At 66.0% G+C, this 15,845-nt stretch carries 16 protein-coding genes; 5 read left to right on the forward strand and 11 right to left on the reverse strand.

All coding sequences use genetic code 11. From position 1 onward, the window contains the following. Nucleotides 1-14 precede the first annotated feature (14 nt). The 4 genes from FAZ11_RS15275 to FAZ11_RS15290 all read right to left on the reverse strand — a co-directional run bounded on the left by FAZ11_RS15275 (nt 15) and on the right by FAZ11_RS15290 (nt 2,750). Nucleotides 15-842: an AraC family transcriptional regulator gene (locus FAZ11_RS15275; RefSeq protein WP_137279411.1), complete on the reverse strand. Its 828-nt coding sequence runs from the start codon at nt 840-842 to the stop codon at nt 15-17. A gap of 44 nt (nt 843-886) precedes the next feature. Further along, nucleotides 887-1,198 (reverse strand): AzlD domain-containing protein, encoded by a 312-nt coding sequence (locus FAZ11_RS15280; protein ID WP_058768668.1) that lies wholly within the window; start codon nt 1,196-1,198, stop codon nt 887-889. Beyond that, nucleotides 1,195-1,887, reverse strand: a complete 693-nt coding sequence (locus FAZ11_RS15285) for an AzlC family ABC transporter permease (protein ID WP_058768669.1) — start codon at nt 1,885-1,887, stop codon at nt 1,195-1,197. The genes FAZ11_RS15280 and FAZ11_RS15285 overlap by 4 nt, the downstream gene beginning before the upstream one ends. A 71-nt stretch (nt 1,888-1,958) precedes the next feature. Next, a complete protein-coding gene (locus FAZ11_RS15290; RefSeq protein WP_058761430.1) occupies nt 1,959-2,750 on the reverse strand; it encodes a ParA family protein in 792 nt (263 codons plus the stop codon). Between the two features lie 338 nt (nt 2,751-3,088). Between FAZ11_RS15290 and FAZ11_RS15295 the strand changes: the two genes are divergently transcribed. After that, nucleotides 3,089-3,883: an OBAP family protein gene (locus tag FAZ11_RS15295; RefSeq protein ID WP_058783191.1), complete on the forward strand. Its 795-nt coding sequence runs from the start codon at nt 3,089-3,091 to the stop codon at nt 3,881-3,883. 13 nt (nt 3,884-3,896) lie between these two features. Here the strand turns inward: FAZ11_RS15295 and FAZ11_RS15300 are convergent, their stop codons facing one another. After that, nucleotides 3,897-4,742: an EamA family transporter gene (locus FAZ11_RS15300; protein WP_058784734.1), complete on the reverse strand. Its 846-nt coding sequence runs from the start codon at nt 4,740-4,742 to the stop codon at nt 3,897-3,899. A gap of 127 nt (nt 4,743-4,869) precedes the next feature. Between FAZ11_RS15300 and FAZ11_RS15305 the strand changes: the two genes are divergently transcribed. Both FAZ11_RS15305 and FAZ11_RS15310 read left to right on the forward strand, forming a co-directional pair. Next, entirely contained in the window at nt 4,870-5,565 is a 696-nt protein-coding gene (locus tag FAZ11_RS15305; protein ID WP_058784733.1) for a YoaK family protein, read from the forward strand. Further along, a complete protein-coding gene (locus FAZ11_RS15310; RefSeq protein WP_137279410.1) occupies nt 5,562-7,193 on the forward strand; it encodes an ATP-binding response regulator in 1,632 nt (543 codons plus the stop codon). The genes FAZ11_RS15305 and FAZ11_RS15310 overlap by 4 nt, the downstream gene beginning before the upstream one ends. On the opposite strand, the gene FAZ11_RS15315 is transcribed toward FAZ11_RS15310, so the two are convergent. The 4 genes from FAZ11_RS15315 to FAZ11_RS15330 form a co-directional block, all read right to left on the reverse strand. After that, a complete protein-coding gene (locus tag FAZ11_RS15315) occupies nt 7,186-7,827 on the reverse strand; it encodes a LuxR C-terminal-related transcriptional regulator (RefSeq protein WP_058768675.1) in 642 nt (213 codons plus the stop codon). The two genes, FAZ11_RS15310 and FAZ11_RS15315, sit on opposite strands and share 8 nt — an antisense overlap. Before the next feature lie 219 nt (nt 7,828-8,046). Continuing rightward, nucleotides 8,047-8,547 (reverse strand): OB-fold protein, encoded by a 501-nt coding sequence (locus tag FAZ11_RS15320; protein ID WP_058768676.1) that lies wholly within the window; start codon nt 8,545-8,547, stop codon nt 8,047-8,049. A 43-nt stretch (nt 8,548-8,590) separates the two neighbouring features. After that, nucleotides 8,591-9,004 carry a hypothetical protein gene (locus tag FAZ11_RS15325; RefSeq protein WP_058768677.1) on the reverse strand — a complete coding sequence of 138 codons (414 nt, stop codon included), beginning with the start codon at nt 9,002-9,004 and terminating at the stop codon, nt 8,591-8,593. A 27-nt stretch (nt 9,005-9,031) separates the two neighbouring features. Beyond that, nucleotides 9,032-9,526, reverse strand: coding sequence for a hypothetical protein (locus FAZ11_RS15330; protein WP_240043609.1), 495 nt, complete (start codon nt 9,524-9,526; stop codon nt 9,032-9,034). A gap of 769 nt (nt 9,527-10,295) precedes the next feature. On the opposite strand from FAZ11_RS15330, the gene FAZ11_RS15335 reads away from it, so the two are divergent. Both FAZ11_RS15335 and FAZ11_RS15340 read left to right on the forward strand, forming a co-directional pair. After that, entirely contained in the window at nt 10,296-11,969 is a 1,674-nt protein-coding gene (locus FAZ11_RS15335) for a hybrid sensor histidine kinase/response regulator (RefSeq protein ID WP_420849682.1), read from the forward strand. Between the two features lie 86 nt (nt 11,970-12,055). Continuing rightward, on the forward strand, nt 12,056-13,729 hold the full coding sequence (locus FAZ11_RS15340; RefSeq protein WP_081321669.1) for a hybrid sensor histidine kinase/response regulator: 1,674 nt from the start codon (nt 12,056-12,058) through the stop codon (nt 13,727-13,729). On the opposite strand, the gene FAZ11_RS15345 is transcribed toward FAZ11_RS15340, so the two are convergent. After that, on the reverse strand, nt 13,692-14,339 hold the full coding sequence (locus FAZ11_RS15345) for a LuxR C-terminal-related transcriptional regulator (protein WP_099049426.1): 648 nt from the start codon (nt 14,337-14,339) through the stop codon (nt 13,692-13,694). The two genes, FAZ11_RS15340 and FAZ11_RS15345, sit on opposite strands and share 38 nt — an antisense overlap. Nucleotides 14,340-14,408: 69 nt before the next feature. Beyond that, nucleotides 14,409-15,809 carry a NorM family multidrug efflux MATE transporter gene (locus FAZ11_RS15350; protein WP_058789469.1) on the reverse strand — a complete coding sequence of 467 codons (1,401 nt, stop codon included), beginning with the start codon at nt 15,807-15,809 and terminating at the stop codon, nt 14,409-14,411. Nucleotides 15,810-15,845 lie beyond the last annotated feature (36 nt).

Raw genomic sequence — 15,845 nt, forward strand, 5'->3', positions numbered from 1 at the left:
TCGTCGGCAGCCGCCTAGCCGTGCCAGGCGCGTCGATAGGCACCAGGTGCCACGCCGTAGGCCTGCTTGAATTGGCGATTGAGATGGCTCTGGTCGGCGAAGCCCAGGTGCAAGGCCACCTCCAACGGCGCCCGGCCGGCACGCAACAGGCCCTGGGCGCGGGTCAGGCGTTGTTGCTTGAGCCAGGCATGGGGTGGCAGACCGGTCGCGCGGCGGAACACCCGCAGGAAATGAAAGGGCGACAGCCCCACCGCCTGGGCCAGTTCTTCGAGACTGGGCGGTTGTTGCAACTGCTGGCCAAGCAATTCGCGGGCGCGTTGCACCGCGAGGGGCTCACGCCCCGCTTCCGGTAGGGCGCCGAGACGTGCGTGACGGCCGAACAGCAGCAGCAAGGCCTCGCGCCAGGCGCTCTGTTGCTCCAGCGCCTCGGCGCCAAGGTCGGCCAATTGATGCAGTTGGCTGAAGGCCGCGCTGACCTGGGGATTGTGCAGCACGCTGGTGGCGAAGGCCGGGGTGGCGTGCAGGGGGCGGTCCAGCTCGGCGAATACCGGTGCCAGTTGCGCCAGGGTCGGATAGAAGCCGCGATACTGCCAGCCCTCCGCCACCGCCGTGGCGCCAGTGTGCAACTCGTCCGGATTGATCAGCACCATGCTGCCTGTCGCCGCCAGGTGCTCGGCGCCGCGGTGGCGAAAGCGTTGGGCGCCGCGCTCGATCACGGTGAAGACGTAGCCTTCGTGCACATGGGGCGCGAAGCGCTGGTGGCGATACCGGGCGTGCAGCAGCTCGACGCCGCCCAAACCGCGGGCCGACCAGAGGCGGGCGTTTTCTTGTTGTCCGTTCATGGGGCTCTCTAGGCACCGAGCGTGCCGGGTTCCACCTTAGCGCGCTAGAGCAACCAACGCAGCAGATAGAACACCCCCATGCTCAGCACCACCGTGGTCAGCACTCGCCGTGTCCAGAGCATCAGCCCCACGGCCGCCAGGCCGGCCAGCAGATAGGGACTGAGCAGAGTGGCGGTCAGGGAGGCGTCGCCCGAGATCAGGATGGGTCCACAGATGGCAGTGAGCATCCCCGGCACGGCGAATTCCAGGAAGGTGCGCAGGTTACGTCCCAGGCGCAACGGCAGGCGCGGTTCGAGGAAGACATAGCGGTTGAAGAACACCAGGGCGGCCATGCCGAGCACGGTGGCGAGGATCACGACAGACGCTCCCGCAACCGGCGCACCAGGAAGCCCACGCTCATCCCCGCCAGGCCGCCCAGCACCAGGGCGCCCTGCCAGTGCAGTTGGTGGAGCCACACCGAGACCAGCAAGGCGGTGATCACGCAGGCGATGGTGGCCAGGTCCCGTACCAGCGGCACCACCAGGGCGATGAAGGTGGCGGCGATGGAAAAGTCCAGGCCCAGGGCGCCCAGGCTCGGCAGCACCCGGCCCAGCAGCAGGCCGGCGAGAGTGAATAGATTCCACAGCAGATAGAAGCTCAGCCCCATCCCCAGAGCGCGCCAGCGATCGAAGCCCGCCGGTTGCTCGGCATGGTTCAGGGCGAAGAATTCATCGGTGAGCAGGAAGCCGAAGCCCAGTCGCCAGGGCAGTGGCTGCGGTGCCAGCACCCGTCTCATATGCAAGCCATAGAGCAGGTGCTGGGAGGTCAGCAGCAGGGTGGTCAGCAGGATGGCCGCCAGGCCCGCGCCGGCCTTGAGCATGCCCAGGGCCACCAGTTGCGCGGCCCCGGCGAATACCAGCAGGGAAAAGGCCTGGCCTTCCCATACGCTGAGGCCGGTCTCGATGGCCAGGGCACCGACCAGGATGCCCCAGGGCGCACAGGCCAGCGACAGCGGCATGATCTGCCAGGCACCTTGGAGGAAGGCGCGGCGACGGGAAGCGGACATCGGCAAGGCTCCGGGCAACGGGGGAGCCAGCGTGCCCGATCACCGCGGGCAGTGTCTTGAATGTTCTTGCGCTATCGCTCCAACAGGGCGAACAACTCCAGGTACTGCTTGGTCAGCTTGTGGCCTGGGTCCAGGTGGATCAGCGGGCGATGCTGCTGGTGGGATTCGCGCATCTTCACCGAGGCCATCAGCGGCGCCGCCAGCACCGGCAGGTCGCGCGCCTGGAGTTCTTCGATCAGCTGGCGCGGAGTGCTGGCCTGGGCGTGGTACTGGTTGATGACGATGCCTTCGACGCTGAGGTGCTCATTGTAGTCCTCGCGGATTTCCTCCAGCTCTTCGATCAGGTCGTACAGCGCCTGCTGGGCGAAGACATCGCAGTCGAAGGGGATCAGGCAGCGGTCGGCGGCGATCAGCGCCGAGATACTGTAGAAGTTCAGCGCCGGCGGGGTGTCCAGGTAGATGCGGTCGTAGTCTTCGCCGAGTTTTTCCAGGTACTTGGCCAGCTTCTGGATCTTGTACTTGGACTCCAGCTTGAATTGCAGCTCGGTCAGCTCGCCGGACGCGGCGATCAGGTCCAGGTTGGGCCAGGCGGTGGCGTGGATATTGGCTTGGGCCTTCTTGCCACCACTCAAGGTCTGCTTGAAGAAGTCGGCGATACCGTGGGGCAGGTCTTCACCCACCTGGCCGGTGAGGTACTGGCTGGAATTGGCCTGGGGATCGAGATCCACCAGCAGGGTGCGATAGCCCTCGTGGGCGCTGATGGCCGCCAGGTTGCAGGCGATGCTGGACTTGCCGACGCCGCCCTTCTTGTTGAAGACCACGCGGCATAGGGCCTGACCGGAAGGAGAGCTGTGTGCGTTCATGGAGTCGTCCCGACAGAAGTGGAAAGCCAGGGGCGCGAAGCCCAAGCGACCGCTTTGCTTATACCGAAACGCCACGGTCGGACGATGACGAATTTATGGCCATTGCATGACATTCGTATGACGAGATTGGCTCTGTACGAAAAGCAGCCGAGCGAAGGTCAGGCGAGGCGGAAAACGCTGAGGAAGCGCAGTTTACGAGTGGTAAATGAGCATTCCGAAGCGTTTTCCAACGATGCATCACCGAGCGCAGGCGCTTTTCGTACAGAGACTAGCGCAGCGGTGGAACCTTGGCGCTGAGGCGGCCTTCGAATTCGGCACGCTCTCATCGAGAATCCGCCATGACCGCCCTCCGGCTCCCCGCCCTGCTGCTGCTCGCCTGCACACCCCTGGCCCAGGCCGCCAACGACACCCGCTCGCCCGTCCCGGTGCCGGGTGCTCCCGCCCAGACCGACACTCGCGTCCTCGAAGCCGGCGCCGATCTGCTGCAGCGCAAGCCCCCCATCGCCGCCCTCAACACCTACCTGGACGGCTTCCACTTCTACAACGGCCATCCCAAGAGCCAGATGGAAGCCCATCACTATTGCAGCGTGCTGGGCGAAGAGATGTTCCAGTGCGTGATCTACGACGGCAACGTCGCCGAGGCCAAGTTGATGGGGGTCGAGTACATCATCAGCGAGCGGCTGTTCAAGACCCTGCCCGAGGCCGAGAAGGCGCTGTGGCACAGTCATGTCCACGAGGTGAAATCCGGCCAATTGATCGCACCGGGCGTGCCCCAGGTAGCCGAGCATCGCCTGATGGACAAGCTGGTGCACACCTACGGCAAGACGTGGCACACCTGGCATACCGACCAGGACCTGGAACTGCCGCTCGGCGTCCCCCAGTTGATGATGGGCTTCACCGCCGACGGCCAGCTCGACCCCAAGCTGCTCGCCGAACGCGACCGCCGCCTGGGCGTGTCCAGCGCCGACACCAAGGCCGCCCGCGCCGACCTGCCAACGCCCGCGGTCGCCCCCGGTGCCGACGCCTGGCAGCAGGGCAAGGTGATCCAGCTAGAGGACCCCACCGGCCAGTTGCATACCCACGATAGCGAGCACCGCGAAGCAGGCGTCAACGCCAGTTCGAACAAGCCGTGAGGCGGATAGCCATTCACGCCAACTTGATCGCCACCGCTCCGGCGACGATGGCCAGGCCGGCGCAGACTCGCCCCAGCGGCAGGGATTCACGCAACCAGACCACCCCGATCAGCAGGGCGAACAGCACGCTGGTCTCGCGCAACGCCGAGACCAGGCCGATAGGGGCCTGGGTGGTGGCGACGATCACCAGGCTGTAGGCCAGCATCGACATCACCCCGCCGGCCAGGCCGGCGCGCCAATGCGGCCCGAGGCCGACGAAGGCCTGGGCGCCGCGGGTCAGGCGCAGCACCAGGGCGGCCACCACGCCGTTCACCGCGAACAGCCAGAGGGCATAGGCCACGGCATCGCCACTGGCGCGGGCGCCGAGGGCGTCGGCCAGGGTGTAGCTGGCGATGAAGGCGCCGGTGGTGAAGGCGCAGACCAGCAGTGCCAGGCTCGGGGGCGTCCCGCGGCGGGCGCCCAGCAGCGCCATCAGCGCGAGCCCCGTCACCAGCAGACCCAGGCCGAGCAGCGCCGGCGGCGAGAGCGCTTCACCCAGGGCGAAGAAGGCCACGCCACTGACCAGCAGCGGTGCGCTGCCACGGGACAGGGGATAGACCTGGCCCAGGTCGCCATAGCGATAGGCGCGGGCGAGAAAGGCGTTGTAGCCGATGTGCAGCAGGGCGGAGAGGGCGATCCAGAGCCAGGCCGCAGCGGGTGGGACGGCGACGAAGGGCAGTGCGAGCAGGGCGGCGCTGCCGGCACCGATCTGGATCAGGCTGGCGGTGAGAAAGCGGTCGAGACCGATCTTGAGCAGGGCGTTCCAGCCCGCGTGCAGCAGGGCGGCGAGCAGTACCAGGGCGAACAGGGGCGTAGTCACTTGGCCTCCGGCCAGGCGGGTCCATTAGTCTAGTCGAAGGCGCCTGCCGCGGCTGCGCTCTTGGCGGCGGGACGCTGCACGCCGCACACTAGGGCGGTACTCCGCTACCGCGCCAGGATGGCTGCCCATGACCGCCACTGCCCCTAGTCCACCGGAATCGCTCCCGGCGCCCGCGACGCCTCGCCATGGCGCGGTCGGCCTGGCCCTGGTCGCCGGGCTGTCGCTGCTGGCGGGCATGACCGATGCCATTGGTTTTCTCGCCACTGGCGATTTCGCCTCCTTCATGAGCGGCAATACCACCCGCCTGGCCACCGACGTGGCCGCCGGTCGGTGGGGCACCGCAGCGCACCTGGCCGCGGCCATCGGCGTCTTCGTGCTGGGCAATGCCGGTGGCGTACTGCTGCAACGGCTGACCCACCAGCGCGCCTGCGTACTGCTCGGGCTGCTGGCCCTGCTGCTGGCCGTGGCTGCCAGCCTGGCGGACGCCGGCGCCGCGCTACTGGTCGGGGTATTCGCCATGGGCATGGTCAACGTGGTGGTGGAACAGGTCTATGGCCTGCCGATCGGTCTCACCTATGTCACCGGTGCCCTGTCGCGTTTCGGGCGTGGCCTGGGCCGCTGGTTGCTAGGCGAGCGCCGCCGCGGCTGGGGGATACAACTGGTGCCCTGGCTGGGGATGCTGCTCGGTGGGGTTCTCGGCGCCCTGCTGGAGGCACGCCTGGGGCTGGCGGCCTGGTACGCCAGCGCCGGCTGCGCGGCCATCCTCGCGGTGATCTTCCGGCTGATACCGCGTTCCTGGCAGTTGGGGTATCTGGCCTCATGAGCGCGTCGGTATCCGCCCTCGGCGTCGTCGCCCGCGATCCTGAACTGGGCCAGGCCAAGATCCGCCTGGCCTTCGTCCTGCCGGTCTCGGTCTATGTCATCGGCGCCTGGGCCTGGGGGCTGTTCGATACGGGCGTTCTCTTGGCCAACCTGGCGTGCTACGCGCTGTTCGCGCTGCTGGCCCTGGGGCTGTTCTTCGCGGTGCGCCGGCGACCGGGGGTGAAACCCTGGCGCCGCCTGCTGGCCATGAGTCTGGACTTCAGCGCCATCACCTTTTCCTCCATCGCCAGCGGCGAGGCCCTGCTGCCGCTGTTCGGCGTGCTGCTCTGGGTCACGGTCGGCAATGGCCTGCGCTACGGTCGTGGCTATCTGCTCTTGGCCACCCTGCTGTCGCTGACCGCCATGGGTGCCACCATCGCGGGGATGCCCTTCCTGCAGCGCTATCCCACGGTGACGCTGATGATGCTGGTGACCGCGCTGCTGGTGCCTGGCTATGTGTATTTCCTGCTGACGCGTATCCAGCAGTCGCTGGGCGAAGCCGAGGCCGCCAATCAGGCCAAGGCGCGCTTCCTGGCGCAGGCCAGCCATGACCTGCGCCAGCCGATCCATTCCATCGGCCTGTTCACCGCCTGCCTGCGCGATGGCCAACTGAGCGCGGACCAGGGCCGGCTGGTCGACAACATCGATCGCTCTCTGCTCGGCGTCGAGCAACTGTTCCGTTCGCTGCTGAACATCTACACCCTCGACCAGAAGCAGGTCAGCCCCCGGCGCACCCTGATCGACCTGGATACGCTGCTGGACGACCTGCTCCGGCAGAATGCCGAGGCCGCGCGCTGGGCCGGCGTGGAGATCCGCTGGCGGCGCTGCGGTCTGCAGGTCTACAGCGATCCGGCGCTGCTGCTCACGTCGCTGCAGAATCTGCTGTCCAACGCCCTCAAGTACGCGCCTGGCCGTCCCCTACTGATCGCGGCGCGCCGCCGCGCCGGGCGCCTGGCGCTGACGGTGTACGACCAGGGCCCCGGTATCCCCGCCGAGCACCTGCCGCACCTGTGCGAGGAATTCTATCGGGTGCGGGAGACCCGGGACCGCGATATCGAAGGGGTCGGTCTGGGACTGTCCATCGTGCAGCGCATCGCCACCTTGCTCGACCTCGAACTCATCCTCCGCTCGCGCCCCGGTCACGGTACCGCGGTCACCCTGCAGGGCCTGCCAGTGAGCGTTGCTCCGCCGGCGCAGCCAGCGCCGCCACCGTCGGGACCACCAGCCCTGCTCGCCGGCTGGCGCGTGCTGCTCATCGAAGATGATGGCAACGTCCTGCTCGCCACCGCGACGCTGCTGCGCAGCTGGGGGTGTAGCGTCACCACCGCGACCCACATCCCCGGCAACGCGGTTGACTGCGATCTGGTGATCACCGATTTCGACCTCGACCGCAGTGCCTCCGGGGCCGACTGCCTGGCCTATCTCAACCGGCTGCAGGGACGGCGCATCCCGGCGATCGTCGTCACCGGGCACGACATCCCCCAGGTGCAGCAAGCGCTAGGCGATCCCGAGATCCCGGTGCTGGCCAAGCCGGTCCGACCGGCAGAATTGCGCGCCCTGCTGCTGGCGTTTCGCGTGGCGGCTAGCTGAACGGGCGTCGCGCGCCGAGGCCGGCCTGGACACCGAAAGCCTGAGCGGCAGCGCGGCTACCGATGCCCAGGGTGCGCAGCAGCGCGGCGATGTGAATGCGCACGGTAAAGGGCGAGATGGCCAGGAGCCGGGCGATCTCCTTGTTGCCCAGGCCCTGGGTGATCAGGCTCAGCACCTCCAGCTGGCGCGGCGTCAGCGCCTGCAAGCGGTGATCGGGCGTCGCGCTGCTCGTCGTCAGCGTCGTCGTCGCATAGCGCACCACCGGCTGGCCGGCCAGGATGTCGGCAATGGCCTCGGCCATGGTCGCCGGCGGCAGCGCCTTGCCGATGAAGCCGTCCACCCCGGCCGCCATGAGGTGTTCGATGACCATGGGGTCCTCGAGCATCGATACCACGATGAGGGTGCTGCGCCGGAATTCCTGGCGCAGGGCGCGTAGCGAGAAGCTGAGGTCTTGCCCCGGATACAGCAGATCCAGCAGCAGCGCCGTGGGCGGCTCGCCCTGGCGTGCCAGCTCCAGCACCTGCTGTAGACTGTCGGCCTGTTCCACCCGCGCGCCCGGCTGCACCTGGCCCAGGATACGGACCAGGCCTTCGCGGAAGAGTGGGTGATCGTCGGCGACGATGAAGCGTTCCATCGATAACTATCCTGGGACTGCGGCATCCGGTCGCAGCACCGGTTGGCGGTCCAAAACTTTCAGTCTAGCGTAGCCCGTCCTAATGGGCCATTAGTAATACTGTTATGGGGCGTTTTAGCGCGCCGCCGCCTTGGAACGGCGCCTGAGTGGCCGCCGCCCTGTTCTTGGATGGCGAGTGGCAGCAGGTATCCACCATCCTCCGCCGCCTGAGCATCAGAGTCATGAACGGGCGGTAATCTTCGCCTTGCCGATGGTCAGCCAGCATTTTTGATCTTCGTTCAATAACGCCGGATCGCTGTCCAGCACGCCCGTGACGGTGATGCGATCACCCTTCTTGAGCTTGTTGATGGCGGTCTTGTTGACCAGCAAATCGTCGCGGGTGAGGGCCTGGGCGGTGCACTTGGGATTGTTGGGGTCGCTGAAGATCACGGCCAGCTTGTTTTGCCCGACGATCACCCCCGTGGCACTCACCCGCGTCACGATCCCGGGGATCTCCAGGGTCCTGAGGCTCCATTTGTCCTTGGCCGCCACCTCGTTCTGCTGCCAGTCCCGCCAGATGTCCGTCAGCGTGGCGGGCTGGGCCGCGGCGAGCGGTCGCAGGTCGCCGCTCAGGAGGTCGCCGGTGGTGCCGAGGGCGTTATTGGTGGCGGACATGGCACTATCGAGGCTTTCACAGCCCGACAGCAGGGCGATGAATGCCAGTGGCAGGTATCTCTTCATTGTGGATTCCTTTTCGAGTCGGGTTACGCCTGGGTGGAGAGGCTCAGGGCGTCCACCAGGCCCCACCCGTTTGCCCGCAGCCCTTGCGGGTCGTCTCCAGCAGGTCGGCATCGCGGCGGTAGTAGTAGTAATCCACCGGCTGCCCCATGAAGTGCTTGCAGACCGCCTGGGGATTGGCCGGACAGGTCTCGCTGTAGGTGATCTTGGCCGGTCCGCCGCCGCCCACCGCCGCCAGCTGGGCGAGGGCCGTGCAACTTTCCTTGAGCCGGGCAGCGGAGAGTTCGGCGCTCTTCACCACCAGGCAGTCCTTGGTATCCACCAGGGTACCCAGGGCGTTGACCTTGCCTTCGAGGGTGCAGGCGCGGTCTTCGGCATGGACGGCGAGAGACGTCAGGGCGGCCAGACTACTCGCCAGTAACCAGGCAAGGGATCTGTTCAGTCGGGCGATAACAGGCATAGGTTGATTTCTTCTGTCGCGTGAACATCAAAAAATGCTGTAGTAGTCGACGACGTCATCTTTGAAATAGATGGTCAAGACCGTCCCCGACTTGCTATTGGTGGACTTGCGGGTTCCCGCCACGCTGTTGGCGTCATCCAGCATGCGTTGGCCTTTATCGACCTGGGCTTCAGTGTCATACATCTTGAGGCTGGTTTCGGTAGACACATACTTGTGCGCGAGCTTCATGTATTTGTCCAAGCCTTCATCGTTCTTGTTGTACGTCCAAATCGTTCTGTTGTTATTGCTGCTGGCTTCCAGGCGCTCGTCATAAGGCGCGCCAAATAACTGCTCCACCTGGGCTTTGGTTGTTTTGCCAGATATGAGCGTTTGTTTGAGGTAGGCGGTATCGTACTTTTTAGCACCCGGATTCAGTGAATCCATGAGGCCATTAACGCCGCCGCCTTGCTGGCAGCCAGTCAACAAGGCCAGTAGGAGCAAGGGCAGGATAAGCAACAGGTTATTCCGCGAAGAGTAGGGCATGGACGAGTCCTTGTAGGTTGATCCTGAGTTTCTCGCCATGGCGCGAGTCAGGCCGGCATGCTTCCCGAGCCTCGGCGAGGCTCTGTACCAGGCCGCTACCCCGCGACGCGCATGACGCAAGATTGCGAGCGCAATGTTTCCAGCGGCGACCAGGCCTAGTCCGGCGCTGGCAACGCTGAACTCATTCGAAAGACTGGAGAAGTCTAGGAAGAAAGGATTTTCGCCGGAATAGTACAGATGTACTGGGTCTTTCGGATTGCACTAATTGTTAGCTTCTGTACGAAAAATACCTGCGCTCGGTGATGCTTCGTTGAAAAAGGCTTCGGAATGCTCATTTACCGCGCGTAAACTCCGCTTCCTCAGCCTTTTTCGCCTCGCCTGACCTTCGCTCGGCGATTTTTCGTACAGAACCTAGTGTGGCCTTGGTGTTGTGCCCGTACACCTAGGCAAAAGTTGCGCGTCCTGAATAACTGTCGACTGACCCTTGAGTCGAAATCTGGCCAGGTAGCTATAATTCTATTTTTGCGATAAGTATGGCTGCGAATTCAGGCTCGTGCCCTATAAGCTAATTGTTGGAGAGTGTGAGCGATATTCTACGTGTTTAGTCGAACTAACTTGGGCTAATCGTATTTTTCAATAAGTCCGCGCGGTGCGCCTGAAGTCGCCAGGGTTAACCGTTCGTTATGTCTTCAGTCAATAAGGCTGTTCAGCATCTGGCGACCCCTGAACACAGGTCCGCTGGTCACCGGCGCTATTGGGAGTGGTATCAATGCTGAATTCGCGCTTCGCCCTGAGCCTGCGTAACGATTTGCCAGCCATGCAGTGGGCCGATGCCGAACGCGGCCAGGCGCGCATCCGCCTGGTCATCGCTGCCCTGGCGACACTGTATGTCGTCTTGCTGTACTGGGGTGGCCTCGTAGACTTCGAGGTGCTCCTGACCATTCTGGTCGCCCACACCTGCTTCCTGCTCATCGCGACCGGGCTGCTGATCCATATCGGTCGTCATCCGGGCATCGTCTTCTGGCGACGCCTGCTGGGCATGTGCCTCGACTACGGCACCATCACCTTTTCCACGTTGATGATCGGTGAGAACTTCCTGCTGCTGCATGGCGTGGTGGTCTGGATCACCGTGGGCAATGGCCTCAGATTCGGCCGCAGCTATCTGCTGCTGGCTACCGGCTTCGCCTTGCTCTGCCTGGGTATCCTGGTAGCCGGCCTGCCCTTCCTGCGGCAGTATCCGGCGGTGACCCTGGCGCTGCTGATCACCACCCTGATCGTCCCAGGCTACATCTACTATTTGCTCGAGCGGCTGCAACGGGCCATGCGCGAGACCGAGGCCGCGCAACGGGCGAAGGCCCGCTTCCTGGCCCAGGCCAGCCACGACCTACGCCAACCGATCCATGCCCTCGGCCTGTTCACCACCTGCCTGCGCAACGCCAACCTGGGCGCGGCGGAGCGGCAACTGGTCGACAACGTCGACCGTTCCCTGGAAAGCCTGGAGGGCCTGTTTCGCTCATTGCTGGACATCTACACCCTGGACCAGCAGCAGATGCGGCCCCAGGTCCGGCCGCTGGACCTGGATGAGCTGCTGGCCGACGTGGTGCAGCAAAACGCTGCCGCGGCCAGTCGGGCGGGGGTGGAGATCCGCCTGCGACCTAGCCGGCTGCAGGTGAACAGCGATCCGGCACTGCTGACCACCGTGGCACAGAACCTGCTCTCCAACGCCTTCAAGTACGCTGCCGGCAAGCCCGTGTTGTTGGGCGTGCGGCGGATCGGCGCGCTACGCAGCCTGGTGCTCTACGACCAGGGCCGCGGCATCGCGCCCGAACACCTGCCCCACCTGGGGGAGGAGTTCTACCGGGTACGCGCGGAGCGCGACCGCGACATCGAAGGCGTCGGTCTGGGGCTGAACATCGTCCAGCGGATCGCCACCCTGCTTGGGCTGCGGCTGATCATTCGTTCGCGTCTCGGGCAGGGCACCCTGGTTGCCCTGGAAGGGCTGGTGCCGGTGGCGGGCGAGGTCGCGCCGCGGCAGGTGCCCGCCGTGCCGGCCTCAGCACAGCCGCTGTCCGGTCTGCGCATCCTGCTGATCGAGGACGAGGTCAGCGTGCTGCTGGCCACGGCGACGCTGCTGCGTCACTGGGGCTGCGAGGTGCAGACCGCCACGGGCATCCCGGAAGGCTTCACCCCCTGTGACCTGGTGATCACCGACTTCGACCTGGACCGGACCGCCTCGGGTGCCGACTGCCTGGCCTGCCTGCGGGATCTGCAGGGCCAGCACGTGCCGGCCATCGTCATCTCCGGGCACGACGTGGCCCAGGTGCAACGGGCGATCAACGATCCGCGGGTACCCATCCTGTCCAAGCCGGTCCGGCCCCACGAATTGCGAGCCTTGCTGCGCACCTTCAAGCTGGAATCAGCGGTCAACCCGGTGGAGGCCTGAGCCGTGTCTTATCCGCGCGTGAGAAGGGCGGCGCCAGGCGTGTGCTGTCCTCCGGATGTGCGGAGCCGGGCAGAGGAGTGCCGGCAATGCTGAGATCGCGTTTGCTCGCGGACATTCGCAACGACCTTCCGGCCCTGCATTGGCGCGACGCGGAATTGGGGCAAGCGAACATCCGCCTGGTGGTGGCCAGCCTGGCGATCCTGTACATCATCGTCCTGTACTACTGCGGCGGCTTGGACCGGAGCAGCCTCCAGCGGATCCTGATCTGCTACGTCGGCGTCATGTTCGCCGCCATCCTGCTCTGGCGGGACATCAAGCAGCGACCGGGTGTCCGGCACTGGCGCCGCTTGCTGGCCATGAGCTTCGATTACGGCTCCCTGACCTACTCGATGTTTCTGGCCGGCGAACAGCTGTTGGCGCTGCATGGCGTGATCCTGTGGATCACCGTCGGCAACGGCCTGAGATTCGGGCGTGGCTATCTGCTGTTGGCGACCGCCCTGGCCCTGGCCAGCCTGGCGCTGGTCGTGCCCTTCACACCCTTTCTCTTGCAGCATCCGGCCATCCCGTTGGCGTTGCTGATCACCACCCTGATCGTGCCCGGCTATATCTACTACCTGCTTGACCGGCTGCAGCGAGCACTGCGCGAGACCGAGGCCGCGCAACGTGGCAAGTCGCGCTTCCTGGCCCAGGCCAGCCATGACCTGCGCCAGCCGATCCATGCCCTGGGCCTGTTCACCACCTGCCTGCGCAACGCCAACCTGGGTGCGGCCGAGCGGCAGCTGGTCGACAACGTCGACCGTTCCCTGGAGAGCCTGGAGGGTCTGTTTCGCTCCCTGCTGGACATCTACACCCTGGATCAGGAGCGGATGAAGCCCCAGGTCCGGCCGCTGGATCTGGACGACTTGCTCACCGACGTGGTGCAGCAAAACGCCGCCGCGGCCAGCCGCGCGGGGGTGGAGATCCGCCTGCGACCCAGCCGGCTGCAGGTGAACAGCGATCCGGCACTGCTGACCACCGTGGTGCAGAACCTGCTCTCCAACGCCTTCAAGTACGCCGCGGGGCGTCCGGTGCTGCTGGGCGTGCGGCGGATTGGCGCGCTACGCAGCCTGGTGCTCTACGACCAGGGTCGCGGTATCGCCGCCGAGCATCTGCCGCACCTGGGGGAGGAGTTCTACCGGATACAGGCCGAACGTGACCGCGACATCGAAGGCGTCGGCCTGGGGCTGAACATCGTCCAGCGCATTGCCACCCTGCTCGGGCTGCGGCTGAGCATTCGCTCACGACTTGGACAGGGCACGCGGGTCGCGCTGGAAGGTCTGGTGCCGGTGACAGGCGAAGCGCCACCGCGTCCGGTACCGGCGCTGCCCGTCGCCACGCAGCCGTTGTCCGGCCTGCGCATCCTGCTGATCGAGGACGAGGTCAGCGTGCTGCTGGCCACGGCGACGTTGCTGCGCCACTGGGGCTGCGAGGTGCAGACCGCCACCGGCATCCCGCAAGGCTTCACTCCCTGCGACCTGGTGATCACCGACTTCGACCTGGATCGGACCGCCTCGGGTGCCGACTGCCTGGCCTATCTGCGTGATCTGCAGGGCCAGCACGTACCGGCCATCGTCATCTCCGGGCACGACGTGGCCCAGGTGCGGCGTGCCATCGACGATCCACGGGTACCCATCCTGTCCAAGCCGGTCCGGCCCCACGAATTGCGGGCCTTGCTGAGGACCTTCAGGCTGGAGTCGACGCCTCCCGCAACGCCGGCCTGAGTCCGGCCTGCATGCCGACGGATACGGCGGCGCAGCGGCTATTGACCTCCAGGGCGCGCAGCAGCGAGGACACGTGCAGGCGCACGGTGAAGGGCGAGATACCCAGCTCCCGGGCGATTTCCTTGTTGCTCAAGCCCTCCACCAGGCCTTGCAGCACCTCGAGCTGACGCGGCGTCAAGGTGGTCAGGACCGTGGCGGCATGGGTGTCGGCCGGACGACCGGGCATCGCCTGCACCACGAACTCGCCGGCGCGGACCTCGCGGATGGCCGCGGCGATGGTGGCGGGGGGCAAGCCCTTGCCGATGAAGCCATCGGCGCCGGCGGCCATCACCTGCTCGATGACATCCGGGCTTTCCAGCATGGAAATGATGATCAGCGAGCTGCGGCTGAATTCGCTGCGCAGGGCCTGCAGGGAGGGACGCAGATCCTGTCCGTGGAAAAGCAGATCGAGCAGCAGACCGGCGGGCGGTTCGCCTTGGCGTGCCAATTCGAGCGCCTGCTGCAAGGTGCCAGCCTCCTCGACATGGAGGTCGGGAAATTCCTGGCGCAGGATCCGCACCAGGCCATCGCGAAAGAGCGGATGGTCGTCGGCGACAATGAAGCGTTCCATCGGCATGATCCTGACTGGCCTGTCGTTACGTCTCGGCCGGGAGGCCAGGACGTTCCTTGAGGAGTCATCCTACCTCACTATGCTGGAGCGCTCTACCTCAAGGTCTACAGGGTCGAAGGCTCTCGCTGGGACGTGCAACTGCCGGCGCATCAGCCACTCGAAGGCCGCGCTGAGCAGCACCGCCGCGCAGGCCAGGCCCAGCGCCAGGCCCCACCAGACGCCGTGTGGGCCGAGGCCTGCATGCAGGCCCAGCAGCCAGGTGCTGCCGGCGCCGATCAGGCAGTAGCAGAGCAGGCCGCCATAGAAGCCCAGGCGCGCTTGGTGGATGCCGCGCAAGGCGCCCTGGGCGATGCACTGGGTGCCATCGAAGATGACGAACAGCGCGGCGATCAGCACCAGCTGGCGCGCCAATTCCGCCACCGGGCTGTGGGCGTCCGGCAGGAACAGGCCCACGAACCAGCCGGGAAAGCACCAGAACAGCACGGCGATGCCCGACATCACCAAGGCGCCGCCGCCGATGGCCAGGCGCCCCACCAGCAACACCTCGCGGGGTCGACCCGCACCCTGGTGCTGGCCGATGCGGATGCTGGTGGCATAGGAGAGCCCGGCCGGCAGCATGAACACCAGGTACACCAGTTGGTAGGCGATCTGGTTGGCCGCCAGCGCCGTGGCGCTCAGCGCCCCCATGCACAGTGCCGCCGAGAGGAACAGGCAGGCTTCCACCGCGTAGGTACCGCTGATCGCCAGGCCCTGGCCGAGGGTGTCGGCCAAGGCGCGGCGATCCGGTCGCCGCAGGTAGCGGGCGAGAGGGTAGGGGGCGTAGGCCGGATGCCGACTGATGTACAGCGCCAGGCACAGCGCCGCGCCATTCATCACCACCGCGGTCACCGTGCCGATGCCTGGCAGTCCTGGTTGTGGCAGCCCGCCCCAGCCGTGCAGCAGCGCCAGGTTGAGCAGCGCATTGAGCGCCGCCGCGCCGAGCACGATGGTCAACACCGGACCGGGTCGCTCCAGGGCGCTGGTGAAGCCACGCAGGGTCATGAACAGCAGATGGCCGGGCAGGGCGAAGGCCAGGCAACGCAGGAAGACCGCTGCCGCTTGGCGACTCTCCTCCGGCTGGCCAGCCAGCGCCAGCAGCGGCTCGATGTTCCACAGCAGGCAGCCGGCCAGCAGCGCCAGGGCCAGGGCGATCCAGATACCCGCTGCCGTCACCGCCGCCACGCCCTCGGTGTCTCCCGCCCCACGGCGCAGTGCCGCCAGATTGGCTACCGCGGTGATCACCCCGATGCAGATCACCGAGACGAAGGAATACACCGACGCACCCAGGCCACCCCCAGCCAGCCCTGCCGGACCCAGGCGCCCCATCATCAGGGTATCGGTGAACACCATGGCCACATAGGCCAACTGGGCACCGATCAGCGGCAGGGCCAGGCGCAACAGGGCGAGCAATTCATGGCGCGGCGCAGACATGGGCGATCTCGAGGACGGGGGTGACAGGCGACAAGA

Source organism: Pseudomonas rhizoryzae, from assembly GCF_005250615.1.
GTDB classification, from domain to species: Bacteria; Pseudomonadota; Gammaproteobacteria; order Pseudomonadales; family Pseudomonadaceae; genus Chryseomonas; species Chryseomonas rhizoryzae.

Bases quoted from the DNA above. Each gene is read 5' to 3' on its own strand.
- FAZ11_RS15275 (WP_137279411.1), bottom strand. From the start codon at position 842: ATGAACGGACAACAAGAAAACGCCCGCCTCTGGTCGGCCCGCGGTTTG.
- FAZ11_RS15285 (WP_058768669.1), bottom strand. From the start codon at position 1,887: ATGTCCGCTTCCCGTCGCCGCGCCTTCCTCCAAGGTGCCTGGCAGATC.
- FAZ11_RS15290 (WP_058761430.1), bottom strand. From the start codon at position 2,750: ATGAACGCACACAGCTCTCCTTCCGGTCAGGCCCTATGCCGCGTGGTC.
- FAZ11_RS15295 (WP_058783191.1), top strand. From the start codon at position 3,089: ATGACCGCCCTCCGGCTCCCCGCCCTGCTGCTGCTCGCCTGCACACCC.
- FAZ11_RS15305 (WP_058784733.1), top strand. From the start codon at position 4,870: ATGACCGCCACTGCCCCTAGTCCACCGGAATCGCTCCCGGCGCCCGCG.
- FAZ11_RS15310 (WP_137279410.1), top strand. From the start codon at position 5,562: ATGAGCGCGTCGGTATCCGCCCTCGGCGTCGTCGCCCGCGATCCTGAA.
- FAZ11_RS15315 (WP_058768675.1), bottom strand. From the start codon at position 7,827: ATGGAACGCTTCATCGTCGCCGACGATCACCCACTCTTCCGCGAAGGC.
- FAZ11_RS15320 (WP_058768676.1), bottom strand. From the start codon at position 8,547: ATGAAGAGATACCTGCCACTGGCATTCATCGCCCTGCTGTCGGGCTGT.
- FAZ11_RS15325 (WP_058768677.1), bottom strand. From the start codon at position 9,004: ATGCCTGTTATCGCCCGACTGAACAGATCCCTTGCCTGGTTACTGGCG.
- FAZ11_RS15330 (WP_240043609.1), bottom strand. From the start codon at position 9,526: ATGCCCTACTCTTCGCGGAATAACCTGTTGCTTATCCTGCCCTTGCTC.
- FAZ11_RS15335 (WP_420849682.1), top strand. From the start codon at position 10,296: ATGCTGAATTCGCGCTTCGCCCTGAGCCTGCGTAACGATTTGCCAGCC.
- FAZ11_RS15340 (WP_081321669.1), top strand. From the start codon at position 12,056: ATGCTGAGATCGCGTTTGCTCGCGGACATTCGCAACGACCTTCCGGCC.
- FAZ11_RS15345 (WP_099049426.1), bottom strand. From the start codon at position 14,339: ATGGAACGCTTCATTGTCGCCGACGACCATCCGCTCTTTCGCGATGGC.
- FAZ11_RS15350 (WP_058789469.1), bottom strand. From the start codon at position 15,809: ATGTCTGCGCCGCGCCATGAATTGCTCGCCCTGTTGCGCCTGGCCCTG.